The 26113-nt window shown below is 63.8% G+C and carries 22 protein-coding genes; 15 read left to right on the top strand and 7 right to left on the bottom strand.

Annotation, left to right across the window (positions count from 1 at the left end; translation table 11 throughout):
* Positions 1-24: 24 nt before the first annotated feature.
* The 3 genes from AC19YX_RS11585 to AC19YX_RS11595 all read right to left on the bottom strand — a co-directional run bounded on the left by AC19YX_RS11585 (position 25) and on the right by AC19YX_RS11595 (position 4447).
* Positions 25-1743, bottom strand: a complete 1719-nt coding sequence (locus tag AC19YX_RS11585) for a ShlB/FhaC/HecB family hemolysin secretion/activation protein (protein ID WP_500606288.1) — start codon at positions 1741-1743, stop codon at positions 25-27.
* Between the two features lie 335 nt (positions 1744-2078).
* Positions 2079-2399 carry an isochorismate lyase gene (locus AC19YX_RS11590; RefSeq protein ID WP_078469364.1) on the bottom strand — a complete coding sequence of 107 codons (321 nt, stop codon included), beginning with the start codon at positions 2397-2399 and terminating at the stop codon, positions 2079-2081.
* A 23-nt stretch (positions 2400-2422) separates the two neighbouring features.
* Positions 2423-4447, bottom strand: a complete 2025-nt coding sequence (locus AC19YX_RS11595; RefSeq protein ID WP_500606289.1) for a DKNYY domain-containing protein — start codon at positions 4445-4447, stop codon at positions 2423-2425.
* A gap of 174 nt (positions 4448-4621) precedes the next feature.
* On the opposite strand from AC19YX_RS11595, the gene AC19YX_RS11600 reads away from it, so the two are divergent.
* Together AC19YX_RS11600 and AC19YX_RS11605 are read left to right on the top strand one after the other, a co-directional pair.
* Complete coding sequence (locus AC19YX_RS11600; protein WP_421547641.1) at positions 4622-5578, top strand: alpha/beta hydrolase family protein; 957 nt, start codon at positions 4622-4624, stop codon at positions 5576-5578.
* Between the two features lie 109 nt (positions 5579-5687).
* A complete protein-coding gene (locus tag AC19YX_RS11605) occupies positions 5688-6098 on the top strand; it encodes a hypothetical protein (protein WP_078469361.1) in 411 nt (136 codons plus the stop codon).
* 79 nt (positions 6099-6177) lie between these two features.
* On the opposite strand, the gene AC19YX_RS11610 is transcribed toward AC19YX_RS11605, so the two are convergent.
* From AC19YX_RS11610 to gabP, 3 genes are all read right to left on the bottom strand, one after another.
* The gene (locus AC19YX_RS11610; protein WP_020299573.1) at positions 6178-6498 is read right to left on the bottom strand and encodes a hypothetical protein; all 321 of its coding nucleotides are present in this window, start codon (positions 6496-6498) and stop codon (positions 6178-6180) included.
* A 368-nt stretch (positions 6499-6866) separates the two neighbouring features.
* Positions 6867-8888 carry a DKNYY domain-containing protein gene (locus AC19YX_RS11615; RefSeq protein WP_500606290.1) on the bottom strand — a complete coding sequence of 674 codons (2022 nt, stop codon included), beginning with the start codon at positions 8886-8888 and terminating at the stop codon, positions 6867-6869.
* A gap of 168 nt (positions 8889-9056) precedes the next feature.
* A complete protein-coding gene (gene gabP, locus AC19YX_RS11620; RefSeq protein ID WP_500606291.1) occupies positions 9057-10448 on the bottom strand; it encodes a GABA permease in 1392 nt (463 codons plus the stop codon).
* Between the two features lie 555 nt (positions 10449-11003).
* Here gabP and AC19YX_RS11625 point away from each other — a divergent pair.
* The 13 genes from AC19YX_RS11625 to AC19YX_RS11685 all read left to right on the top strand — a co-directional run bounded on the left by AC19YX_RS11625 (position 11004) and on the right by AC19YX_RS11685 (position 25380).
* Complete coding sequence (locus AC19YX_RS11625) at positions 11004-11777, top strand: ABC transporter ATP-binding protein (RefSeq protein ID WP_020299575.1); 774 nt, start codon at positions 11004-11006, stop codon at positions 11775-11777.
* A gap of 13 nt (positions 11778-11790) precedes the next feature.
* Complete coding sequence (locus tag AC19YX_RS11630) at positions 11791-12543, top strand: ABC transporter substrate-binding protein (RefSeq protein ID WP_020299576.1); 753 nt, start codon at positions 11791-11793, stop codon at positions 12541-12543.
* Between the two features lie 65 nt (positions 12544-12608).
* Entirely contained in the window at positions 12609-13301 is a 693-nt protein-coding gene (locus AC19YX_RS11635; protein WP_078469358.1) for an ABC transporter permease, read from the top strand.
* Entirely contained in the window at positions 13301-13990 is a 690-nt protein-coding gene (locus AC19YX_RS11640) for an ABC transporter permease (protein WP_078469357.1), read from the top strand. Before AC19YX_RS11635 ends, AC19YX_RS11640 begins: the two co-directional genes overlap by 1 nt.
* A gap of 71 nt (positions 13991-14061) precedes the next feature.
* Complete coding sequence (locus tag AC19YX_RS11645; RefSeq protein ID WP_500606292.1) at positions 14062-15273, top strand: methyltransferase; 1212 nt, start codon at positions 14062-14064, stop codon at positions 15271-15273.
* Positions 15274-15744: 471 nt separating this feature from the next.
* Positions 15745-16836 (top strand): ABC transporter ATP-binding protein, encoded by a 1092-nt coding sequence (locus AC19YX_RS11650; protein ID WP_500606293.1) that lies wholly within the window; start codon positions 15745-15747, stop codon positions 16834-16836.
* A 101-nt stretch (positions 16837-16937) separates the two neighbouring features.
* Positions 16938-18050: an ABC transporter substrate-binding protein gene (locus AC19YX_RS11655; protein ID WP_500606294.1), complete on the top strand. Its 1113-nt coding sequence runs from the start codon at positions 16938-16940 to the stop codon at positions 18048-18050.
* A 10-nt stretch (positions 18051-18060) separates the two neighbouring features.
* Positions 18061-18897: an ABC transporter permease gene (locus tag AC19YX_RS11660; protein ID WP_078469353.1), complete on the top strand. Its 837-nt coding sequence runs from the start codon at positions 18061-18063 to the stop codon at positions 18895-18897.
* A 7-nt stretch (positions 18898-18904) separates the two neighbouring features.
* Complete coding sequence (locus AC19YX_RS11665; RefSeq protein WP_078469352.1) at positions 18905-19720, top strand: ABC transporter permease; 816 nt, start codon at positions 18905-18907, stop codon at positions 19718-19720.
* A gap of 521 nt (positions 19721-20241) precedes the next feature.
* A complete protein-coding gene (locus AC19YX_RS11670) occupies positions 20242-20721 on the top strand; it encodes a formate dehydrogenase subunit gamma (protein WP_500606295.1) in 480 nt (159 codons plus the stop codon).
* A complete protein-coding gene (locus AC19YX_RS11675; protein WP_500606296.1) occupies positions 20718-22277 on the top strand; it encodes a formate dehydrogenase beta subunit in 1560 nt (519 codons plus the stop codon). The genes AC19YX_RS11670 and AC19YX_RS11675 overlap by 4 nt, the downstream gene beginning before the upstream one ends.
* A complete protein-coding gene (gene fdhF / locus AC19YX_RS11680) occupies positions 22274-25162 on the top strand; it encodes a formate dehydrogenase subunit alpha (RefSeq protein WP_500606297.1) in 2889 nt (962 codons plus the stop codon). The genes AC19YX_RS11675 and fdhF overlap by 4 nt, the downstream gene beginning before the upstream one ends.
* Entirely contained in the window at positions 25159-25380 is a 222-nt protein-coding gene (locus AC19YX_RS11685) for a formate dehydrogenase subunit delta (protein WP_020299883.1), read from the top strand. The genes fdhF and AC19YX_RS11685 overlap by 4 nt, the downstream gene beginning before the upstream one ends.
* Positions 25381-25483: 103 nt before the next feature.
* On the opposite strand, the gene AC19YX_RS11690 is transcribed toward AC19YX_RS11685, so the two are convergent.
* The gene (locus AC19YX_RS11690; RefSeq protein ID WP_500606298.1) at positions 25484-26071 is read right to left on the bottom strand and encodes an amidase; all 588 of its coding nucleotides are present in this window, start codon (positions 26069-26071) and stop codon (positions 25484-25486) included.
* Positions 26072-26113: the final 42 nt, after the last annotated feature.

The raw sequence follows: 26113 nt of genomic DNA on the forward strand, positions 1-26113 counted from the left end.
ATCACGTAATCCTTGGCACATCATTCAAAGAAAAAATTCAAGGCGAAAGTAGATCGGCGCCTCGCTTTCGCTGAGCGCCGTGGGGCGCTTGAGCGAGTGGGCAAACGTCAGGCTGGCGCCCATGTGCTGACCCCGGCCAAAGAGCTCCAGGGCATTGCTCGACACCTGGCCGTTTTGCCCGGCACTGTGGGCGTCGTGGCGAACAACGCCCTGGTCGTAGGCCACACCGAGCCCGTATTGCTGAACCCACGGTCGCAGCCAGGTGCTATCGACCTGGCGGGTCCAGCGCAGGTCGTTGCGCCAGTAGCCACCACTGTCGCCCGAGAGAAATTGCTCTTTGTAGCCACGCACCGCCGACTGCCCGGTGAGGCTGATGCGCTGGCTGTTGTAGAGCAGGTCTTCACTGCGCTGACCGGTGGCCAGGCTGCTGAACGCCCAGTCCTCACCCCACAACTTGAACGGCTGCAGGTAACTCAAGGTCGCCGTGTATTTGCGGTAGCGGGCGGTTGGCGTGGTGCTTGCGGCGTGCTTGTCGGAGATCGCATCCAGGGCGCCGAGGCCTTGCTGCATGCCCAATTCCAGGTTGCCGAAGGCGCTGCCCAACACCCGACCATGGCTAAAGCCGAACTGGGCTTCGGTGATGCGCTGGGTGCCGTTGCGCAGCGGGCTGTCTTCGATATAGCTGACCGTTCGCAGATGACTGAGGCCGGCGCTCAAAGCCGTCTTGCCTTGGGCGTCACGGTGAATCACGCGCTCGACGAGTCCTTGGTGGGTCTGGCTTTCACCGCTGTACTTGAAATCGAAACCGGCACCTTGGCCACGGGTACGGTATTCACTGTCGCTGTAGCTGTAGCTGAAGTTCCACCAGCCCCAGGGCAGGTTGTAATTGAGAGAGTTGCTGGCGGAACGGCGCTGGTGATCGCTGACAGCATCCTCGCTGCGCCGCAGGTTCAACTGGTCCGCGAGCCCGAGCGGGCTGTCCCAGCCCAACCCAAGGTTCCACTGTTGTTCACCGGTGCTTTTCTGGCCGTTGTTATGCCGGGCCAACGCGGCACGCCAAGGCTGTTGCGGCTGGTTGCTCAGCAGCACCTGGCTGCCACCCACCGCCTCGCCAGGCATCAGCTCCATGGTGGCGCGGTTGGAAGGCAGCCGGTTGAGTTGGTCGAGCAATTGTTCGACCTGCCGCAGATTCAGGAGCTGGCCTTCGTGCCCGGGAAAGGCCATGGCTATTTCCCGTTGGGACAGCTGGCTGCCCGGGGCCAGGTTCACCTGTTCCAGGCGGCCTTCCACCACCTGCACCCGCAAAATGCCGCTGCCCAGATGCTGCGGCGGCAGATAGGCACGACTGGTCACAAAGCCCTGTTGGAGGTAGTGATCGGTGATGACCTGAAGCAACTGGTTGAGCTGCGCCATGCCCAGGCACTGGCCGTTATAGGGCGCCAGCAAGCGCGCCTGCTGGGCGGCGGACAACTGCTCGGCGCCCTGCAAATCGACCTGGCGTATGGCAAAACAACGAGGGTCGCCAGCGACCTCGGGCGCATCGGGCGTTGGCGTTTTACCCGGCAGCTCCCTGAGTTCTTCAAGGCGCCGTTGCTGCTCTTCCAGCAAGCGGTTCTGGCGGTCGCGGATCAGCTCCTGATCGCCCGGATTGGTCGCGGCCAAGGCCGCATCCGGTACAGCAGAAAACCAGAGCAGGCACACAAACGCGACGCGCAAGCGGTTCGCGAGGGAGGGTCCGTACATGTTCAATCCTTTGATAAGGCACTGCAGTCCATGCAGAAAGCACGGTGATGCTAAATGGCCATCATTCTGGCGTCAATTAACCGTTGCATGGCTCCCGACCGGCGGCGCATGCACGCGTTCTTTGAGGCGTGAGGATGCTAGGCCCATGCTCCGCACGTGCACATAAGACCATTCTTAATTTATTGCAGACTTCTGAAAGCCTGCTTAGGGAACGCAAAAGCCCACCGCTCCACCCCCTATTGCGTGCTCTGTCGAGCCCCTGAAGGGCTCGCAGACAACAAACAGGGAGCGGGGCGGTGGGCTTTTAACCTCAGCGTGCGCCTAAGCTGATCGACTCAAACCGCAGGCTGCGCCGCCTGCCAATGCTGCAGCTCTTGCTCGATAAAATGTGTGACCAGGTCGCTGTACATTTTCTCGATGGCGTCCGGGCTCAGGCCCTCGGCCTGGGCCCATTCGCGGCGGGTGGCAAGCATCGCCTTGAAGCGTTCCGGAGCGCGCACCGAGGTGGCCGAAGTCTTGAACTTCGAGGCCGCCAGGACGTACTGAAAGCGCTGGCCCAGTAGCTGGATGACGCTCTGATCCAGGCGGTCGATTTCCCGGCGGATATCGTCCATGCCCTGGCATTCCTGGGGTTGCAGAGTGTTTGTCGCGTCCATGTGTGCAGTCCTTTGGTGAGTGATTATTTCGACGTTTCGCCGGCCTTGGCCAAGGCTTGCCGGTACTCGTCTTCGCTGGTTTCAGTCAGGCCCAGGTCGCGCTCGTAGCGATAGAACGTTCGTTTGTCCCGGGCAAATTTGCCGTCGAGAAACTCCAGGGTCGGCAGGTCGATACGCTTGGCGCTCTGCGGGCGGCGGCCGCAGAACAGTTTGCGGGTCCCCAGTTGCAGAAACTCCGGGTGCGGCACCGACACTTCGTCCATGGTGAATTCCACATCCAGCGGTTTGCCGGCCCACGACATCAGGTCGGGGCTGAAGGCATAGCTGCCCAAAAAGCGCGTAGTCGCCGGGTTGAGGTGCTTTTTTATTTCGCCGTAGCAGTACACCGCCGACGCGTCCCTGGCCCAGCCGTGGCTGAAGGTTTCGAAGGTGGCGAGATCGGCTTTGCGCAGCAGTTCCGGCAGGTGGTAGTGATTCCAGTACTTGAACACAGCCTTGCCATCGGTGATGTACGCCTCATCCAGGAACCGGAAACACTCTACAGGCTGGGCCGAAAAACGCTCGGCGGTCATGTTGGCCTTCGAATAGAAGTCAACGCGGTACAGGCCATTGACATCGCCGCACAGGATTTCGTTGAACAATCTGAAGCTGGCCGCGTCCAGGCCTTCGATCTTATTCCCCTGGAAGTAGACACTGCGCCCCAGGCTGAAGCCCTGGCCGATATCCCGCAGGTTGGCCGGGTCCTCCTCTGCTTCAGGCTGTTCACGTTGCGCCTGCATGCGGTGCCACCAGTAATCCTGTCGCTCGGGGTGCGCGGTAAAGTACGGCGCCCACTGTTCGAACATCGCGTTATTAAGCACTCCGCCAGAGTTCAGCGGGCCATGCCGGTCGCCCACCAGCACCGGTGCGTATTCGTCCTCGCCGCGGTACAGCTTGGCCACCACCAGGCTATCCACCTCCAGCTCCAGCGGCTGCTTGCCCAGATAGGCCCGCTGCTGATCGCAGTAATGGTTGAAGCCCAGGGAGCGAAAACTCGGGCCGTGAGCGCCGCGCAATCGGGTGCCGGCAGCGTAGACATGTTGCTCGTCCACGGCAAAATAGCGGTCGTCGCTTTCCGTGCTCGCCACCAGTCGCCCGCTGGCGTCGAACTGCGGGTACTGCTCCTTCACCAGGCGGAACTCGCCGACGTTGCGGATGGTTCTGCCGGTGATGTAATAGGCGCGCCGGGCGTCCTTGGCGTAGCGCTCGTTGAGCACGGTGAAGCTTTCGAGGTCGACGTCATCGATGCTGTAGAAGTATTCGTAGCTCGCACTCGACCCTTGCTGCGCCTGGACGATGATCGACTGGCCATCGCTGAACCAGCGGCCATTGACCCGATGGAAACCCTCCGGATTGGCAATCGGCAACAGGCTGCCGTCCTTCTGGTGCAAGGGCTTGAAACCACAGCAGACCTGGCCATTGACCAACCGATAGCCCGCGCTGTTGGTCGCTCGTACCTGATCGCCAGCACTGGCTACACGACTGCCACTGAGGAAGAGGTTGACCCCATCGCTGTACAGCGGCGACGCCACGGCGCCTTCAGGCAGGTCCTGCTCCAGCAGGGCAAACTCGGCATGCCGCACGCCCTGCACCGCATGCACGGTGTAGTCGTGAAAGTAGTAGAGGGTCAGACGGTCGCGCCAATAGCGATTACCCAGGCTGTGCAGCGGCTCGCGGAACTGGAACGGCAAGGCCTGCAACACCTGAAAGCCGCGGCGTCCGTCGTATGCCGGCAACCGGTAGAAAACCCAGCGGGCATCGGCCAGCAGATGGGGCTGGCGGCGATGGCGCCAAACCGGCTGCCCGGGGATCAGCGGCGTCGGCCAACACTGTTGGGCGATGGCTTCTTCGACCACCGTTTTGGGCGCCTTGCCCTGGGGGCTGATCAGGGTGTAGGTGTCACGAACCTGGGCATCACCCAGCAGCTCCCCCTCCAGAAATGCAAAGCCCTGATGCCACTCAAGCTCCAGTGGTTCCCAATCGGCAAGATCCCTTTCCAGCAATTCCATGTGCGGCGTTCCGAGGTGATAGAGGCGCCGATTATCGTGATCGACCGGGGGCGAGTAAAGTTGCCCGAGGCAGGGCGGCCCGGTTATTAATGGGCGCACTAAAAAGAGCCGAACGCTGCCACTCGCCCCTTCGACGGCCCGCAGCGGACCCAGCCCCAACCAGGAACACCTGCCATGACCGTGCAGTCCCCCTTGCCCGAGCCCATCGCCCGGCAGACCGCCAGCCCCGGTGGCGAAGCCTTCCATGAACGGGCCGCAGACGGCGTGCGCCTCGGTGGCTTTACCTGGCGTCATGCGCGCCACGAGCCGCAGCGCCCGGTGGTGATCATCAACGCCGCGACCTCGGTGCGTTGTCGACATTACTTTCGCTTCGCCGATTACCTGTTCGCCCACGGCCTGGATGTGATCGTCTATGACTACCGGGGCATCGGCGAGTCGCGCCCGGCCTCGTTGCGCGGGTTCAAGGCGTCGTGGTCGGATTGGGGCGCGCTGGATTTCGAGGCCATGCTGCAACGTGCACAGCGCGAGTTCCCCGGGCAGCCGATCGATGTGGTCGGCCACAGCTTCGGCGGCTGCGCGGTGGGGCTGGCGGCGTCGAGCGCGCTGATCCGGCGCGTGGTGACGGTTGGCGCGCAGTTCGCCTACTGGCGCGACTACGCCGCCGCAACCCGCTGGCGCATGCTGCTCAAATGGCACCTGGCGATGCCGCTGCTCACCGCCGTCTGCGGTTACTTCCCCGGCAAGCGCCTGGGTTGGCTGGAAGACACCCCCTCCGGCGTGGTGCGCGACTGGGCCACCCCCAGCGCTCGCTACCAGGGTCGGCCCAGCGGGCGGGCGCTGCTGGAGACGACGGGAGGGCTGCCCTTTGCGCGGGTCACGGCGCAGATCCTGGCCATCAGCATCAGCGATGACCCCTACGGCACGGTGCCGGCCATCGAGCGCCTGCTAGCGTATTTCGAGGCCGGCGATTGTCACCATCGGCGTCTCACACCCGAAGACATCGGCGAACAGCAGGTCGGGCATTTCGCGTTTTTTCGCAGCCACTACCAGGCCCGGTTGTGGCCGCTGGCCCTGGCCTGGTTGCAGCACGCCGAGCTGCCGGCCGACGCGCCGGGACGCTGGCTCGATTGACCCGGGCCCGGGGACAAGGGTGCCGGCCCGCTCATTTACTGGCATCCTGTGTCGCCTGATTGTCGGCTCCAACCGCCGCTCCCCCCTTTTGTCACCAGGTAAGAAGCCCATGGCATCTGCAAACAAACAACACAAACGTGCCACCCGGGCCAAAGCCAAGGCCAAGCAGAACCGCAGCCAGCGCGCCGGCGCCAGCAGCGCGGTGGAACTGGACCCCAACGATGACCGCCTGGACTTCGAGTCGGTGGACCTGACCGAACTGTTCAAGAAAATGCGCGACGCCGAGCAGACCAGCCAACTGGCCCTGTGCAGCGCCTTTTTGCAGGACCCGCTGCTGGAACTGGTGTTCGAGCAGGAAGGCGAAGACGGCGCCACCGATTTCATCCTCGCGGCGCTGATCGAGTACCGCCAGTGGTCCACTGAAGCCGATGAGGCCGCCGCCCTGGCCTGGATCGAGTCACCGGCCTTCCAGGCCGACTACGTAGCCGCCTCCCAGGCCCTGCTGGACGCCGCCCAGTAGCCTGTCTGAGGCCTAAAAAAAACGGGCGCTTCCATGACTGGAGGCGCCCGTTTTTTTGGTCTGGCTAAAAGCCCGTGGCTTATGCCGCTTCCAGCTTCGGGATTTCCATACCGATGTTGGCGCTGGCGTAGCTCAGGTCGCCGCTGGCGATGGACTGGGCCTTGAAGCCGGAGCCGATCAGGTCTTTGAGGTACAGCTTGTTGTAGATGAACATGAACACCAGGTTGCTCAGGCCGAACGTGAACATGGCCAGCAGGAACATGATGGCTGCCCATTTCCAGTCGGCGCGGAACAGTGCCGGGATGAAGCCGAAGAAGAACACGGTCCAGGAGAAACCAACTGGCGCTTCCTTGATGGCTCCGGTGTTCGGGTTTTTGAAAATGATTTTAGTGAACGCCATGCGCGTCTCCTTGCCGCCCTTTTTTAGGGGACCAATGGCCGGGCGATCACCATTGAACCCTGAATGCTCATTCTTCGAGCCGGGACTGCCGGGCATGCCGAAGGCAGGCGCTGACACTCAGGAGCCATGGCAAGTACGCAGGGATCAAGGGAGAGAGGCAGAAGACGGATTCATGTCCCCGACAAGCATTCAATCCCTTGCAATACAGCGCTATTCCATAGTTCCTCTCACGCTGGCACGCAAGAGCTCTTATCGAAGAGCGCGCAGGCTACTATTTCGCCAGCGGGCTGTCCATGAAACACCATGCAACAAGTCACCTATCCGATAAAAAAGGCCACCATCAATGCTGACAGCAGCCCTTTTGCCGCTCAAACAGCCAGATTTTCAGCGTCCCCGGCCGAGGCCTTCATCGTTGCGTGGCGATACTGCTCGGCACTGATCTCACTGAGCGTCGCGTAGCCGTCGTACTCGTAAAAACGCTGCTTGTCCCGGGCATAGCGGTCCGCGAGAAACTCCAGACTGGCCAGGTCGATGCGTTTGGCACTCACCGGGCGCCGGCCACAAAACAGCTTGCGCGTGCCCAACTGCAAGAAATCCGGATGGGGAACCTTCACTTCTTCCGGGCTGAATTCCACCTCCAGCGCCTTGCCTGCGGAAAACATCTGCGTCGCGGTGAAGGCGTAACTGCCCATGAAGCGCGTGTGGGCCGGGTCGAGGTTCCTTTTTCTTTCGCTGTAGTAGTACACCGCGCCCTTATCCCTGGCCCAGCCATGCCCGCAGGACTCGAAGCTGGCCTGATCCGCTTTAGCCAGCGGCTCAGGCACCTGATAAAAGATCCGGTGGCAAAAAACCCTCTGCCCATCTGTCAGATAGGGCCCACCCAGGTCACGGTAATGATCGGCGGAGGCTGAAGAAAATCGCTCCGGCACCTTGGTTTCGGCACGATGAAAGGGGATCAGGTACAAGCCGTTGGCGTCACCGCACAGGTGTGTGCCCAGCAATTTGAAACTGGCGGCATCCAGACCATTGATGGCGCGACCCTGAAAGTGCACCTGGTGCCCCAGCTCAAACCCCAAGCCGATGGAACGCAGGGCTTGGGTGGTTGACGCGGATGGCGCCTGCAGGCGGTGCCACCAGTAGCCCTGCAACTGCGGATGAGCCTCGAAGAACGCGGACCACGCTTGCAGCATGGCGTCATCGATCAGCCCATCCGAACCGAGCGGGCCGTGCTTGTCCCCCACCAGCACGGGCGAATAGTTGCATTCGCCGCGATCCGGCTGGGTCACCACAAAGCTATCTACATCCACATCCAGCGGTTTGCTGCGCCTGTAGGCACGATGCCGGTCAGCGTAGTAGTCGAATCCCAGGTGGCGAAAGCTCGGACCATCGGCACCCCGCAGACGGGTGCCATTGCAGTAGACGAACTGGTCATCCACGGCGATGTACGGGTCCGCCTTTTCACTCTGGCTCAAGACTCGACCACCGGCATCGAACACCGACTCAACGCGGTTCAGCAGGCGAAAGTCGCCGACATAACGCAGGGTTTTTCCGGTCAGGTAGTAGGCCCGCCGTGCGTCCTTGGCATAGCGCTCGTTGAGCACACTGAACGTCGCCAGGTCGACATTATCGATGCGGTAGAAATACTCGTAGGCAACGCTAGAGCCCTGCTGCGCCTGGACGATCACCGAGTGCCCGTCCGTGCCCCAGCGCCAGGCCAGCATCTGAAAGCCGTGCGGATTGGCAATCGGCAACGGCGAACCGTCCTTCTGGTGCAGCACGGCGCCGCCCCGGCAGACCTGGCCGCCGATCACTTGATAAGCCGGATGGTTGGTGCCGCGGACCTGCTGCTCAGCGCTGGCGATCGCCCGGGCGCCGAGGAAGACCTTGAGCCCGTCACTGAACAGCACCGCGCCCGAAGGCCAGTTCTCTGGCACCGGGTGCAGAAGCGCCAGGCGCTCATGCTGCGCGCCTTCGATCACCGCGAGCCCGTAGTCGTGACAGAAGTAGGCGCGGTCGTGATCGCGCCAATGGTCATGGCCCAGGCTCTGCAAGCCACGGCCCACCCGCACCGGCAAGACTTGCAAAGGGTGATAGCCGTAACGCTCGACGTAGCGGGGCAAGGCATAGTAGTCCGCCCGGGCATCACGTAGCAGATGCCGGTGGATACGGTGCCGCCAGAGGGGTTCACCCGCCACCAGGGGTGAAACCGGGAATTGCTCGGCCGCCGCCTGACGCGCCTGCTCAGCCGCTGTCTGCCCCTCATGGAGCATGAGGTAGACATCCCGGGCCCTCTCCTCCACCAGCAGCGCCCCCTCCACGAAGGCAAACCCTTGATGCCATTCAAGGTCGAGCATTTCCCATTCGGCAGAATCCATATCCAGTTGCTTCATCGCCCTATCCCAAGCTGACCGAGCGAGGGATTATCAACAGGCCTCCTGCGTGGGTAAAGCGACTGTCTGCCAAACCACCGGCAAGAACGCGCAACGCTGCGCTCGGAGATGAAAAAGGCCGCGGTCATTTCTGAGCGCGGCCTTTTCAGCGGGTAGTGGGCTCAGCCGTCAGCTCAGCACCGGCGGACCAGCGCGCTCGATCCGACGGCGCCGCGCTACCAGCAGGCCCGCGGCAATCACCAGCAGGCTCAGCAGGCCGGTGGCGAGGATCTCCACGCGGTGCTCTTCCTGGAACAGCATGATCGCCAGGACGCCGATGATGAACACGATCACCGCGTAGGTCAGGCCCGGGAACAGCCACATGCGGAAGGCGATTTTCTCACCCGCAGCCATGCGTTTCTGGCGCATGCGCAGTTGCGACACAGCAATCACCAGGTACACCAGCAGGGCGATGGCGCCGGAGCTGGCCAGCAGGAAATCGAACACCGCCGCCGGCGCCACGTAGTTGGCAAATACCGCGAGGAACGCTGCTGCCGTCGACAGCAATACGGCCCAGTACGGGGTGCCGCTTTTATTGGTGCGCTTGGCCACGGTCGGTGCATCGCCACGCTTGCCCAGGGAGAAGAGCATGCGCGAGGCGGTGTAGAGCGCCGAGTTCAAGCAGCTGGTCACGGCGACCAGGACCACCAGGTCGACGATCAGCTTGGCGTTGGGGATGCCCATGCGGTCGAGCACGGTCTGGTAGGAACCCACCTTGGCCAGGGCCGGATCGTTCCACGGCACCAGGGCCACGACGATAAAGATCGACACCAGGTAGAACAGACCGATCCGCCAGATCACCGAGTTGGTGGCCTTGGAGATCTGCTGCCCCGGGTTCTTCGACTCGGCGGCCGCGATGGTGACGATCTCGGTGCCCATGAAGGAGAACATGGTGGTCAGCATCGCCGCCAATACCGCGCCCATGCCGTTGGGCAGGAAGCCCTGAGTGTCAAACAGGTGGGACACGCCACTGACTTGGCTGCCCGGCAACCAGCCGAAGATCGCCAGCAGGCCCAGGATCACGAAGCCGATGATGGCCACGACCTTGATCAGGGCGAACCAGAACTCGAACTCGCCGTAGTTCTTCACGCTGAACAGGTTGGTCGCGGTCAGCAACAGGGTGATGACCAGGGTAAAGACCCAGATCGCGATGCCGGGGAACCAGGCATGGAGGATGGTCGCGGCGGCGTTGGCTTCCAGCGGAATCACCAACACCCAGAACCACCAGTACAACCAGCCGATGGTGAAACCGGCCCAGTGCCCGATGGCGCGGTCGGCGTAGGTCGAAAAGGAACCGGTATCCGGTGAGGCCACGGCCATCTCGGCCAGCATGCGCATGACCAGCACCACCAGGGTACCGGCGGCGGCATAGGCCAGGAGCACGGCGGGGCCGGCTTCGGCGATGGCATGGCCGGAGCCGACAAACAGCCCGGCGCCGATGACGCCGGCAATCGACAGCATGGTGACATGCCGCGGTTTGAGCCCCTGTTCGAGGTCATTGGAGAGTTGCGTACCGCTCATTTAAAGCACCTTTGCAACGAAAATAGATTCACTGCGCCCGGTCTGCATTCCTTCTCGTAAAAAGAATCCAACAGGGCGTTGTTTATTTCTTACGCAAGAATTGCGCCAAAATGTTACAGGATCCCCAACGGCGCGGGCTGCAAGCCCGACCGGCGGGTCATCGCAAGTCATTGAGTTTGATAGCAATTAGCCACAGCGTTACCGAGAGACCCACTTTGTAGGACGAAACGGCGCACCAGAAACACACCCCAAAACGGCGTTGCGCCCAATTAAGGTGCGGATCCATGACCTTTGGCCCCTTGACGCTTCCAACACCCGGCCAAAGCTGGCACCATCGCGCCTTTTTTTACGCGACGCCCACCACGAACCGGGTTCAAACAGGCGTTCGGTTGTTGATGGCGCGACAGTCTGCTGTGCTGATGCGACAACCTGCCGCACACCTTCTGTTTACCCCCCGTGGCGCTGTTGGCTGTGATTGAAACCCTATGCTAGCTTGGCGCCTCGCCAGGAAGGCGGCCAACAGCAGGAGCGCAATGAACCCAATGAGGACCGCACATGGCTGAGGCCACGCCCGCGCTTGAAATCCGCAACTTGCATAAACGCTACGGCTCGCTGGAGGTGCTCAAGGGCGTCTCGCTGACCGCACGCGACGGCGACGTGATCTCGATCCTGGGCTCCTCCGGTTCTGGCAAGTCCACCTTCCTGCGCTGCATCAACCTGCTGGAAAACCCGCACCAGGGCCAGATCCTGGTCGCCGGTGAAGAACTCAAGCTCAAGCCCGCCAAAAATGGCGAACTGGTTGCCGCCGACGGCAAGCAGATCAACCGCCTGCGCAGCGAAATCGGTTTCGTGTTCCAGAACTTCAACCTCTGGCCGCACATGAGCGTGCTCGACAACATTATCGAGGCTCCGCGCCGGGTCCTCGGCCAGAGCAAGGCCGAAGCCATCGAAGTGGCCGAGGCGCTGCTGGCCAAGGTCGGCATCGGCGACAAGCGCCACGCCTACCCGTCCCAGCTCTCCGGTGGCCAGCAGCAACGCGCGGCCATTGCCCGCACCCTGGCTATGGCGCCCAAGGTCATTCTGTTTGATGAACCGACCTCGGCCCTGGACCCGGAAATGGTCCAGGAAGTGCTGGCCGTGATCCGCGCCCTGGCCGAAGAAGGCCGTACCATGCTGCTGGTGACCCATGAGATGGGCTTTGCCCGCCAGGTTTCCAGTGAAGTGGTATTCCTGCACCAGGGTCTGGTAGAAGAGCAAGGATCGCCACAGCAGGTCTTCGATAACCCGCTTTCGGCGCGCTGCAAACAATTCATGTCCAGCAACCGCTAACGGAGCTACACGCATGCAGAGCTATAAAAAAATCCTCCTGGCCGCTGCCGTCACCCTGGCCTTCAGCGCCACGGCTGCCGCCGAGACCCTGAAAATGGGGATCGAAGCCGCCTACCCGCCGTTCAACAATAAAGATGCGAGCGGCCAGGTCGTCGGCTTCGACAAAGACATCGGCGATGCCCTGTGCGCCAAGATGAAAGTCGAATGCACCGTGGTCACCTCCGACTGGGACGGCATCATTCCGGCCCTCAACGCCAAGAAGTTCGACTTCCTGATCTCCTCGCTGTCGATCACCGACGAGCGCAAGCAGGCGGTGGATTTCACCGACCCGTACTACTCGAACAAACTGCAGTTCATTGCCCCTAAAGCCAAAACCGAGTTCAAGACCGACAAGGCCTCGCTCAAGGGCAAGATCATCGGCGCACAACGGGCGACCCTGGCCGGCACCTGGCTGGAAGACAACCTGGGCGACGACATCACCATCAAGCTCTATGACACCCAGGAAAACGCCTACCTGGACCTGACCTCCGGCCGCCTGGACGCGATCCTGGCCGACAAGTACGTCAACTACGAGTGGCTCAAGAGCGATGCCGGCAAGCCTTACGAGTTCAAGGGCGACCCGGTTGAAGAAAGCGACAAGATCGGGATTGCCGTGCGCAAGAAAGATCCACTGCGCGAGAAGCTGAACGCCGCCCTGAAGGAAATCGTGGCCGACGGCACGTACAAGAAGATCAACGACAAGTACTTCCCGTTCAGCATCTATTGATACTGACTTGCCTGACCGGCGCTCGCCCCCTGGGCGCCGGTCCTTAGCAAAGCCATCCAGAACCCATGAATATCGATCTCTACGGATTCGGCCCGGCGCTCGCCGCCGGCGCGCTGATGACCGTCAAGCTGGCCCTCTCGGCGTTGTGCCTGGGGCTGGTACTCGGTCTGCTCGGCGCCTTGGCCAAGACTTCCCCGTACAAGCCGCTGCGCTGGCTTGGCGAAACCTATTCGACCATCGTGCGCGGCGTCCCGGAACTGCTGTGGGTGCTGCTGATGTACTACGGCACGGTGAATATGATGAGCGCGCTGGGTGAGTATTTCGGCAACCCCGATCTGGCCCTCAGCCCGTTTCTCGCCGGGGTCATCGCCCTCGGTCTGTGCTTTGGTGCCTATGCCACGGAAGTGTTCCGCGGCGCGATCCTGGCCATCCCCAAGGGTCACCGCGAGGCGGGCACCGCCCTGGGCCTTTCAAAGTTTCGGATTTTCACCCGGCTGATCCTGCCGCAGATGTGGCGCATCGCCCTGCCGGGCCTGGGCAACCTGTTCATGATCCTGATGAAGGACACCGCGCTGGTGTCGGTGATCGGCCTTGAAGAAATCATGCGCCACGCGCAGAACGCCGTGACCTTCGCCAAGCACCCGTTCACCTTCTTCATGGTCGCGGCCTTCATGTATCTGGGCCTGACCGTGCTGGCCATGACCGGCATGCACTTCCTGGAAAAACGCGCCGCCCGCGGCTTTGTGAGGACGACGTAATGGAATGGGAAGTCATCTACAAATGGCTGCCGAAGTTCATCCAGGGCGCGACGCTGACCCTGGAGCTGGTGGGCATCGCCGTGATTCTCGGCCTGCTGCTAGCCATCCCCCTGGGCATCGCCCGCTCGTCCAAGCTGTGGTACGTGCGCGCCCTGCCTTATGCCTACATCTTTTTCTTTCGCGGCACGCCGCTGCTGGTGCAGCTGTTTCTGGTGTATTACGGCCTGGCGCAGTTCGATGCGGTGCGCGAGAGCTTCATGTGGCCGTACCTGCGTGACCCGTTCTGGTGTGCCACCGCCACCATGACCCTGCACACCGCGGCCTATATTGCCGAGATCCTGCGCGGCGCGATCCAGGCCATTCCACCCGGCGAGATCGAAGCCGCACGGGCCCTGGGCATGTCCAAGCCCAAGGCGCTGTTCTATATCATCCTGCCCCGTGCCGCGCGCATCGGCCTGCCGGCCTACAGCAACGAAGTGATCCTGATGCTCAAGGCCAGTTCCCTGGCCAGCACCGTGACCCTGCTGGAACTGACCGGCATGGCGCGCACCATCATTGCCCGCAACTACCTGACGGTGGATATGTTCTTCACCGCCGGGGTGTTCTACCTGTTGATGTCGTTCATGCTGGTCCAGGCATTCCGCCAACTGGAACGCTGGCTGCGGGTCGACGCCTGCCAGGGTCGCTGAAGCGCCACCCGCTCTGCTGATCGCTACCGGCAGAGCGGGCGCATACCCCGCCCCACTTCGCCGAGCCGCCCATGCCCACCGCCCTCCACGGCCCCGAACTGCAGCCCCGCTTCCAGGCCCTGGAGCGTTTTCTGCTGGCGCACCAGGCGCTGTGGCGTCCCCGCCCGTTCACGCACCTGCACCTGCCTTGGGAAGCCCAGTATCCCGAGCTCGCGCACTGGCTGCGCGGGCGCTCCCTGGTCGACGCCGAGGCCAGCCATACCCACCTGCAGGCCCTGGATGCGCCGGCGCCCTTCCCGGCCCTGGCTGGCGAGGCCCTGGCCCTGAGTGACCTGGGCGAGCTGCCCGAACACCCGGTGCCGCCGGCCCGGCAACGCCTGAACGTGGACGTGCCCGGACGCAAATGGCAGCAACTGGAAGCCTTTGCCAGCCGCCTGCAGTTTTCTGCAACGCCCAGCCACTGGCTGGACTGGTGCGCGGGCAAGGGCCACCTCGGCCGGCGCCTGCTGCAACCGGGGCAACAGCTGACCTGCCTGGAGTACGACCCGGCGCTGATCGCCAGCGGCCGGCAACTGAGCCAGCACCATCAGCTGAGCGCCACCCATGTGCAGCAGGATGTATTGGCCGCCGACGCGGCCTCGCGCCTCGAACCCGAACACACCCCGGTGGCGCTGCATGCCTGCGGCGAACTGCATGTACGCCTGATGCAACTGGCCAGCAGCGCCGGTTGCCGGCAACTGGCGATTGCCCCGTGCTGCTACAACCGTATCCAGGCCCCACACTACGTGCCGCTGTCGACCAGCGCCCAGGGGTCGGCATTGCGCCTGTCCCTCGACGACCTGGCCCTGCCCATGAGTGAAACCGTGACCGCCGGCGCCCGGGTCCGGCGCCAGCGTGATACCTCCATGGCCCGGCGCCTGGGGTTCGACCTGCTGCAACGCCGCCTGCGCGCCAGTGACCAGTACCTGCCCACTCCGTCGCTGCCCAGCAGTTGGCTGGACAAACCCTTCGCCGAGTATTGCCGCGACCTGGCGGCGCTCAAGGGTTTGGCCATCACCGGCAACCCGGACTGGCCGGCCCTGGAAGCCGCCGGCTGGCAGCGCCTGGCCCAGGTGCGCAACCTGGAATTGCTCCGCGGTTTGTTTCGGCGGCCACTGGAACTGTGGCTGGTGCTGGATCGCGGACTGTTTCTGCAGGAACAGGGCTACCAGGTACGCCTGGGCCTGTTCTGCCAGGCGCCGCTGACGCCCCGCAATTTGATGTTGCTTGCCGAGCGCGCCTGAACCGCCCCAGCCTGTGGATAACTCTGTTGATGGAATATCCACGACGCCTGTAAAACCATGGCCCAGGGGCCATCCTCAGCGCTGGTCATTTTTTGTTCACACAATAAAATATCGGAAAAACAGCCAGTTGCGAGCTAATGAGAACGGCTTCACAAAATCCCGCAGACGGGGCTCGCGGCAGCCGTCGATTGTGTATAAGCCCAGCGGCCCGAGGGCATAAGGCCAGCCATTCAAGGTCCCCGCAGCAGCTTTGAGCCAGGGCCTTCGACCGGCTTTTTGCGGCTTTGAACAGCGGCGGCGAGGCACCGGGGCAAGCCCCCTCGCGCCTGCTTTTTTGTTCGATATTCCTCACCAATGCGGCGAAAAATATTCCATTGATGTAGCAATCCTTTTGACAATAATGGGCCTACGCCTGCCTGAGCCCACAACAAAAACCTCAGATGCCAGACAGGCCAAAGGGAGAACTCCGTCGTGTCCAGCAATCCCTCTATTCAGCTCAGCGCCCAAGGCATCAGCCAGTACTACGGCAAATTCACCGCCCTTGATGCGATCAACCTGAATGTTCGCCAAGGCGAATTCCTGACCCTGCTCGGACCTTCCGGCTCGGGCAAAACCACCCTGCTGATGATCCTCGCCGGCTTTCTCAGCCCCAGCGCCGGCAAGCTGCTGGAGCATGGCGTGGACATCAGCCAGCGGCCGGCCGAGAAGCGCAACTACGGCATGGTGTTCCAGGGTTATGCACTGTTCCCGCACATGAGCGTGGCCGACAACGTCGCCTATCCGCTGCGCATTCGCGGGGTCAAGGCCGAGGAGCGCCAGCGCCGGGTCAAGCACATCATTGAAGTGGTCGGCCTCGGCGCCCACCTCGACAAGAAACCCTCGGAGCTTTCCGGCGGCCAGCAACAGCGCGTCGCCATCGCCCGCGCACTGGTGTTCGAACCGGACATGCTGCTGCTCGACGAACCCCTGTCGGCCCTCGATAAAAACCTGCGCGAACAGCTGCAAACCGAGTTGCAGCGCATCCACCGCCAGGTCGGCACCAGCTTCGTATTCGTCACCCATGACCAGGGCGAAGCCCTGGCACTGTCGACGCGAATCGCCATTTTCAACCAGGGCCGCCTGGCCCAGGTCGATACCCCGCAAGTCATCTATGACCGGCCCAACAGCCGCTTCGTCGCCGAGTTCCTGGGCAAGATGAACCTCTTCCCGCTGCAGGACGTGGCACGCCATGGCAGCCAGGCCAGTGGTCGCTGCGGCGACAGCCAACTGCACGCCGCCGCGCCCCAGCCCCTGGGCAGTCAGGCGCAGTTGCTGGCCGTGCGCCCCGAGCACATGACCCTGCACACCCAGCGCCCGGAAGCCGGCAGCGGCAACGTGCTACCCGCCTATCTGGGCGACCGCGTGTACCAGGGCGCCAGTACCCACCTGGCGCTCAACGTCAGCGCGGACCAGGCACCGATCAACCTGTCGGTGCCGGGCGACCACCCCGGCGCGCGGCTGCCCAGCGGCACCCCGGTGTGGCTCAGTTGGCCGGTGCAGCACGGGTTCCTGCTGGACGCCTGAACCAGGGCGGGTTTCGCCCAGCGCCGCACCATCACAGCTCTCCCCATAACAACAATCGGCCGCACCCGCTGAAGGGTGCCGGCCCAGCGAGGACTTGCCCCATGAGCCAGGACCATCAGCGCGACAGCATTCAGATCCTGATCGACAAAGCCCGCACCGGGCAGATCGACCGCCGCAGTTTCATCCAGGCCATGGGGTTGCTCGCGGCCCTGCCGCTGGCCATGCGCAGCGGCATCAGTTGGGCAGCGGACAAGCCGCTGGTGGTGGTCAACTGGGGCGGCGATGCGCTGGATGCGTTTCGCAAGGCCTGGACCGACAGCTTCACCCGCAACACCGGGATCGCGGTGCGCATCGACGGCGCCGGGCCGACCGAGGGCGCCATCCGCTCGCAACTGGCCAGCGGCCGCCCCAGCTGGGACGTGGTCGATGTCGACAGTTACAGCGCCATGACCCTGGGCCGTGACCAGGTCCTGCAACCCCTGGACTACAGCGTGGTGCAGCGCGACCTGGTGGCCCCGGAGCTGTCCCACGAACACGGGATCGCCGGTTATCTGTTCAGCTACGTGATTGCCTGGGACAGCCAGAAATTCGGCGACAACGGACCGAAGAACTGGGCCGATTTCTGGAACGTGGAAAAATTTCCCGGCAAGCGCACCCTCTACAAATGGATGAACGGCATGCTCGAAGCGGCGCTGCTGGCCGACGGCGTAGCGGCGCATCAGCTGTACCCGCTGGACGTGCCCCGGGCGTTGCGCAAAATCGACGAACTCAAGCCCCACGTCCTGTCGTTCTGGGGGTCGGGCGCGGAAAGCCAGCAGTTGATGATCGAGGGCGAAGCCTCGGTCGGCGCCATCTGGCACACCCGCGCCACCCTGCTCGCCGAAGACAGCGAAAACCGCATCAAGTGGAGCTTCGACAACGCCTTTATCAACGCCAGCAGTTGGGGCGTGCTCAAGGACAACCCGGCCGGGCGGCCGGCGGCCATGCAGTTCATCCAGCACGCGTTGCAGCCGGCAGGCCAGCTCACACTGTTCGAAAGCCTGGGCAACGGCCCGTCCAACCCGGCCACCCAGCAGTTGATGAACGCCGAGCAGCGCGAGCGCAACTGCGCCTCCGAGGAGAACCTGAAGAAGCAGATCTTCCTCGACACCCAGTGGTACGCCGACCACTACGCCAGCACCCTGGAACAGTACCTGACCCACCTGTCCAAGTGAGCCGTCGACCATGAGTGCAACCCGAACCGCTCGCCTGGAACGCAACCTGCTGCTGTTCCCCCTGCCGCTGCTGCTGGTGGTGTTTTACCTGCTGCCGTTTTTCGGCGTGGTCGGCTGGAGCTTCACCCTGCCCGAACCCGGCCTCGACCAGTACCAGCGCATCGCCACCGACCCGGCGATCCACGACATGCTCTGGCGCACCTTGCGCCTGTGCCTGACGGTCAGCGTGCTGGCGCTGCTGATCGGCTACCTGCTGGCCTATTGCTGGGTGTTCAGCCCGCCGTTCTGGCAGCGGGTGGTGGAAATCTGCGTGTTTATCCCGTTCTGGATCTCGGTGCTGGTGCGGGCCTTTGGCTGGCTGATCGCCCTGCGCAGCAACGGTGTGGTCAACGACAGCCTGATGGCCCTGGGGCTGGTGGATCACCCGCTGCAACTGACCCGCAACGAACTGGGGGTGGTGATCGGCATGCTCCACTTCATGATTCCCTATGCGTTGTTTCCACTGCTGTCGAGCATGCGCCAGCTCGACCAGCGCGTGCTCCTGGCTTCGCGCGGGCTCGGCGCCAGCGCCTTGCGCACCTTCTGGCAGGTGCTGTTGCCGCAGACCCTGCCCGGGCTGCTGGGGGCCTTCATCATGGTCTTTGTGTTCTGCCTGGGCTTTTTCATCACCCCGGTGCTGCTCGGTGGCGGGCAGACCGTGATGATTGCCGAATACGTGTTCCTGCAAATGTTCCAGACCAGCAACTGGGGCCTGGGCGCGGCGCTCAGCCTGGTGCTGCTGGCCCTGGTCAGCGCGCTGATCTGGCTGCTGCTGCGCATCACCCGCGTCAACCGACTGGTGAGCTGAGGACTTTATGAATACACATCGCACTGCCCCGAGTACCCGGCTGCTGGCCGTGGTCGCCATGGCCTTCATGCTGTTCCCGTTGCTGACGGTGATCCCGGTGTCCTTCACCGCCAAGCGCTACCTGTCGATGCCCGACGGCAACTGGTCGCTGCGTCACTACGAAGCGCTGCTGAGCAACCCCGACTGGCTGTCGAGCATCGGCCAGAGCCTGGCCATCGCCACCGCCACCAGCCTGATCGCGACCCTGCTGGCGGTGAGTTTCAGCCTCGGCATCTGGTACCTGCGCTCGCGCCTGGCGACCTTGCTGATCGGCCTGGTGCTGCTGCCCATGGCCATCCCGCCGGTGATCTCGGCGCTGGTTCTGTACTTCATGGAAACCAACCTCAGCCGCATCGCCCCAGGCCTGGGCTACGACACCCTGCCCGGGGTGGTGATCGCCCATGTGGTGATGGTGGTGCCCTATGGCGTGGTGACCATGCTGGTGGCCCTGAGCCAGATCGACCGGCGCATCGAACTGGCCTCGCGCAACCTCGGGGCCAGCCTGATGCAGACCACCTTCCTGGTGATGCTGCCGAACCTCAAGCTGGGGATTTTTTCCACCGCGCTGCTGAGCTTTGCCCTGTCCTGGGAAGAAGTGGCGGTGACCCTGTTTATCACCAGCGTCGACGTCAACACCTTGCCGCGACGGATCTGGGGCGGCCTGCGCGATAACGTCGACCCCAGCGTGGCGGCGATTTCGGTGCTGCTCATCGGCGTCACCCTGCTGGTGCTGCTGGCCCGCCTGGCCTTGCAGTACGCCGCCCAGCGCCGCGCCCGTTCCTAACCCCCCTTTTTTGTGGCGAGGGCGCTTGCTCCCGCTGGCTGGCAACGCCAGCCCAATGGCTGAGTCCCGGTTCCAACCGACGAACCGCGGGCTCTACCGCCGCTGGGCGCCCGAGCGGGAGCAAGCTCCATCGCCACAGTGCCCACCCTCCTCTTTGGGCGGCGCCACTGACTATTACGCCTTCAACTGATCGGGGTCATACCTGGACACGTATCTTTTGTCCGATATTCAGCCCGCGGCCCGTCAGGTTGCATCGACTCTTCTAGACTCAATAGGCAGTCGTGCATGGAACTGAACATGTCGCTTCCGAGCCATTGAATCGGAGGCGGCGTGGCAAGCTGCCCTTTATGCCCTGAACAGGTGCGGCAAAGACCGCGCCGGGTACAACAAGATGCCCGCTCAGGGTGCCTGGCCAACGGCCTGAACATGCCGCGATACCGTGACGTGGCGTGACTGCCGCAGCCGACACTTTCGGACAGCCGACAGCCTTTGGGCGTGTCCGTGACCGTGAGGAATGCTGTATGCCTGATGAGATGTTGCACCTGCCTATGGTCAACAGCCTGCTGGAGCGCCACCAGGGCTCCCCCGGCGCACTGTTGCCGATCCTTCATGAAATTCAGGAGGGCATCGGCTATATCCCCGATGCCGCCATCCCCGAGATTGCCCACGCCCTGAACCAGAGTCAGGCCGAGATTCGCGGGGTAATCAGTTTCTACCATGACTTTCGCACCGCACCGCCGGCGCGCCATATCCTGCGCCTGTGCCGCGCCGAGTCATGCCAGAGCCGCGGCGCCGAGCAACTGGCGGCGCACCTGCGCGAGCGCCTGCAACTGGACGACTACGGCAGCAGCGCCGATGGCAGCATCAGCCTGCGCCCGGTGTATTGCCTGGGCGCCTGTGCCTGCTCGCCCGCCCTGGAACTGGATGGCCAGGTTCACGCGCGCCTGAACGCCGAGCGCCTCGATGCGCTGCTCGACGGCTGTCGGGAGGATGCGCCATGAACCGCCTGTACCTGCCCTGTGACTCCCTGGCCCGCGCGGTCGGCGCCGATGCCCTGGCCAGCGCCCTGGTGACCCAGGCCGAGCAACGCCACTGGCCGCTGGACCTGCATCGCACCAGCTCGCGCGGGCTGTACTGGCTCGAGCCCATGCTGGAAGTCGACACCCCCGAGGGGCGCATCGGCTTCGGCCCGCTGACCGCCGCCGATGTCCCCGCCCTGCTCGACGCCCTTCAAGGCGACGCCAGCGCTCATCCACTGGCCCTGGGCCTGGTGGAACACCTGCCGTATCTGCACAGCCAGCAACGCCTGCTGTTTGCCCGTGCCGGCATCACCCGGCCACTGTCCCTGGATGACTACCGAGCCCACGGCGGCTTTGAGGGTCTGGCCCGGGCCGTGACCCTGGGCGGCGAACAGACCGCCACCGCGGTGTTCGATTCCGGCCTGCGTGGCCGGGGCGGCGCGGCATTTCCGGCGGGGATCAAATGGCGCACCGTGCGCGGCACCCAGGCGGTGCAAAAGTACATCGTGTGCAACGCCGACGAAGGCGACTCCGGCACCTTCGCCGACCGCATGCTGATGGAGGGCGACCCGTTCCTGCTGATCGAAGGCATGGCCATCGCCGGCATCAGCGTCGGCGCCAGCTACGGCTATATCTACGTGCGCTCGGAGTACCCGCAGGCCGTGGCCACCCTGCGCGAAGCGCTGGAGATCGCGCGCAGCAACGGCTATCTCGGGGCCAATGTCGGCGGCAGCGGCCAGGCGTTCGATATGGAAGTGCGGGTCGGCGCCGGGGCCTACATCTGCGGCGAAGAAACCGCGCTGCTGGACTCCCTGGAAGGCAAGCGCGGGATCGTCCGCGCCAAGCCGCCGATCCCGGCCCTGCAAGGGCTGTTCGGCCTGCCGACCCTGGTGCACAACGTGCTGACCCTCGCCTCGGTGCCGCTGATCCTGGCCAAGGGTGCACAGTTCTATCGCGACTACGGCATGGGGCGCTCCCTGGGCACCATGCCCTTCCAGCTGGCGGGCAATGTGCGCCACGGCGGCCTGGTGGAACGCGCCTTCGGCCTGACCCTGCGCGAACTGGTGGAAGACTACGGCGGCGGCACCGCCAGCGGCCGTCCGTTGAAAGCGGCCCAGGTCGGCGGTCCGCTTGGCGCCTGGGTGCCACCGTCGCAATTCGACACGCCACTGGATTACGAAGCCTTCGCCGCCATGGGCGCGATGCTTGGCCACGGCGGCGTGGTGGTCGCCGATGACAGCCTGGACATGGCGCACATGGCGCGCTTCGCCCTGCAATTCTGCGCCGAGGAATCCTGCGGTAAATGCACCCCATGCCGGATCGGTTCGACCCGCGGCATGGAGGTCATCGACCGCCTGCTGGCGGCGCCCGACCAGGACCATCGCGAACAGCAGGCCATCATCCTCAAAGACCTGTGCGACACCCTGCAATATGGCTCGCTGTGCGCCCTCGGGGGCATGACCTCCTACCCGGTCGCCAGCGCCCTCAAGCACTTCCCCGCCGACTTCGGTCTGCATGCCGCGGAGGCTGAGCAATGATCATCCAATTCGACCCCGCCAAAGACATGGATCTTGGCACCCCGGCCCGCGAGAGCCAGGTGCAGGTCACCCTGAACATCGACGGGCGCAGCATCAGCGTGCCCCAAGGCACCTCGGTGATGCGCGCCGCCGCGCTGCTGGGCACCAGCATTCCCAAACTGTGCGCCACCGACAGCCTGGAAGCCTTCGGCTCGTGCCGCATGTGCCTGGTGGAAATAGACGGCATGCGCGGCTACCCGGCCTCCTGCACCACCCCGGTCAGCGAAGGCATGAGCGTGCACACGCAAACACCGAAGCTCGCCACCCTGCGCCGCAACGTGATGGAGCTGTACATCTCCGACCACCCACTGGACTGCCTGACCTGCTCGGCCAACGGCAACTGCGAACTGCAAACCGTGGCCGGCCAGGTCGGCCTGCGCGAGGTGCGTTACGGCTATGAAGGCGAGAACCACCTGCGTGATAAAAAGGACACCTCCAACCCCTACTTCGACTACGACCCCAGCAAGTGCATCGTCTGCAACCGCTGCGTGCGAGCCTGCGAGGAAACCCAGGGCACCTTCGCCCTGACCATCACCGGACGCGGTTTCGAGTCGCGGGTGGCCGCCGCCGGTGGCGACAACTTCCTGGAGTCCGAATGCGTGTCCTGCGGCGCCTGTGTACAGGCGTGCCCGACCGCGACCCTGATGGAAAAAAGCGTGGTCGAACTGGGCCAGCCCGAGCGCAGCGTCATCACCACCTGCGCCTATTGCGGGGTCGGCTGCTCATTCCGCGCCGAGATGAAGGGCGACCAACTGGTGCGCATGGTCCCGGACAAAAACGGCCACGCCAACCACGGCCACTCCTGCGTCAAAGGGCGCTTCGCCTGGGGCTATGCGACCCACCCGGATCGCATCACCAAGCCGATGATCCGCAAGCACATCAGCGACCCGTGGCAGGAAGTCAGCTGGGATGAAGCCGTGACCTACGCCGCCAGCGAATTCCGCCGGCTGCAACAGACCTACGGCCGCGACTCGATCGGCGGCATCACCTCCAGCCGCTGCACCAACGAAGAAACCTACCTGGTACAGAAACTGGTGCGCGCCGCCTTCGGTAACAACAACGTCGACACCTGCGCCCGGGTCTGCCACTCGCCCACCGGCTACGGCCTCAAGCAAACCCTGGGCGAATCCGCCGGGACCCAGAGCTTCGACTCGGTGATGCAGGCCGATGTGATCCTGGTGATGGGCGCCAACCCCAGCGATGCGCACCCGGTGTTCGCCTCCCAGCTCAAGCGGCGCCTGCGCGAAGGCGCCAGGTTGATCGTGATCGACCCGCGGCGCATCGACCTGGTGGACTCGGTGCACGCCCGCGCCGAGCTGCACCTGGCCCTGCGCCCCGGCACCAACGTCGCCATGCTCAATGCCCTGGCCCACGTGATCGTCACCGAGGGCCTGCTCCAGCAGGACTTTATCGATGCCCGCTGCGAGGCTGCGGATTTCGTGCGCTGGAGCGAGTTTGTCAGCCGCCCCGAGAACTCGCCGGAGGTCCTGGGCCTGATCTGCGGCGTACCCGCCGCCGACATCCGCGCCGCCGCGCGGCTTTACGCCACCGGTGGCAACGCGGCGATCTACTACGGCCTGGGCATCACCGAGCACAGCCAGGGCAGCACCGCGGTAATGGGCATCGCCAACCTGGCCATGGCCACCGGCAACATCGGCCGCGAAGGCGTGGGGGTCAACCCGCTGCGGGGGCAGAACAACGTCCAGGGCTCGTGCGACATGGGCTCGTTCCCCCACGAGCTGCCAGGCTACCGGCATATTTCCAACGACCTGGTGCGGGCGCAGTTCGAGCAGGCGTGGAACGTCAGCCTGCAACCGGACCCGGGCCTGCGCATCCCCAACATGTTCGAAGCAGCCCTGGGCGGCAGCTTCAAGGGCCTGTACTGCCAGGGCGAAGACATCGCTCAGAGCGACCCCAACACCCAACACGTGACCGCCGCGCTGTCGGCCATGGAATGCGTGGTGGTGCAGGATATCTTCCTCAACGAAACCGCCAAGTTCGCCCACGTGTTCCTGCCGGGCAGCTCGTTCCTGGAAAAAGACGGCACCTTCACCAATGCTGAACGACGCATCTCGCGGGTGCGCAAAGTCATGGAGCCCCTGGGCGGCAAGGCCGACTGGGAAGGCACCGTGGCCCTGGCCAACGCCCTGGGCTACCCCATGCACTATCAGCACCCGTCAGAAATCATGGATGAAATCGCCAGCCTGACCCCAACCTTCACCAACGTCAGCTATGCCGAACTGGACCGCCACGGCAGCCTGCAATGGCCATGCAACCAGGACGCGCCGGACGGCACCCCAACCATGCACATCGACCAGTTCGTGCGCGGCAAGGGGCGCTTCATGCTGACCGGCTACGTGCCCACTGAAGAGAAGGTCAACGGCCGCTACCCACTGCTGCTGACCACCGGGCGCATCCTCAGCCAGTACAACGTCGGCGCCCAGACTCGCCGCACCGACAACATCGCCTGGCACGATGAAGACCGCCTGGAAATCCACCCCACCGACGCCGAAAGCCGGGGCATCAATGAAGGCGACTGGGTCGGCATCGGCAGCCGCGCCGGGCAGACTGTACTTCGGGCCCGGGTCACCGAACGGGTGGCGGCGGGCGTGGTGTACACCACCTTCCACTTCCCCGAATCCGGGGCCAACGTGATCACCACCGACAACTCCGACTGGGCCACCAACTGCCCGGAGTACAAGGTCACGGCGGTGGAAGTCAGCCGCGTCTACCACCCTTCCGAATGGCAGAAACGCTACCAGGCGTTCAGTGACGAACAGCAGCGCCTGCTCAGCGAACGTCGCCAGGCACGCAAAGGCGGCGCTGCCGCGGAGGTCCGCCGATGAGCACCGCCAACCTGATCAAAATGGCCAACCAGATCGCTCAGTACTTCGCCAACGAGCCGGACCAGCAGCAAGCCATGCTCAGCGTGCGCAACCACCTGAAAATGTTCTGGACCCCCGGCATGCGCAAAGACCTGCTGGCCTGGCAAACCGAACACCAGGGGGCGCAACTGCATCCCCTGGTGCAAACCGCCGTCAGCGGCGCGGGTTGGGAGGCCTGAAAGTGACGAGATGAAAGGACAGAGCCCGTCGCTGGACGGGCTCTGGAGTGGCTTGGTTGCCAGTGCCGCCGTACCACCAATAGAGCATCAGTGGTGCGGCGTCTCAACGGCTTGGGCAGCGCGTCTCGACCGCCGGAGTGGCCACAATCGGCAGCGGTAGCGACTTCTGCGCCTGACCAAGAGGCAGCAGTTCGTAAACCCCAAACACACAGATCGCCGCCAGCTTGCCGTCGGTACCCGGGGCGTTGTTCAAGCCCACATAAACCTCATAACTGCGACCCGACTCAAACTGCACCACCTTCTTCGCCGCCGGGCACGTCAGGTAAGTACTGCCATAGCTGCCCGCCGCCAGCCCCATGCTTTCCAGCAGGAAAGGCGTGCCAGCCGGCACCCGGTACTCGGCAACGATCTCGGTATACAACCCCTCGGCCATGCGACTCGCCCCCAGGTACTGCTGCATCTTCGGCCCATATCGCGGCGCCATGTCCTGCTTGCCCGGCACCAGCGGCGCCTGTGGATAATTGATACTCGGCTGCAAATCCTCGCCAAAACGCCCGGCCTTGGCCAAGCCCCGGGTTTCGCCGACACACCCGGCGTAATCGGCGCCACGCACCTCGCCATTGGTGATCACCCGCAACTGCGCCGTCTGAGCACCCTGTGGGGGCTCGGCATAAGGCTGCACTGGTTTCACACTGCACCCACCGAGCAAAGCCAACGCGACGAAAACGAGGTT

It is taken from the genome of Pseudomonas sp. MF09150, from assembly GCF_059862355.1.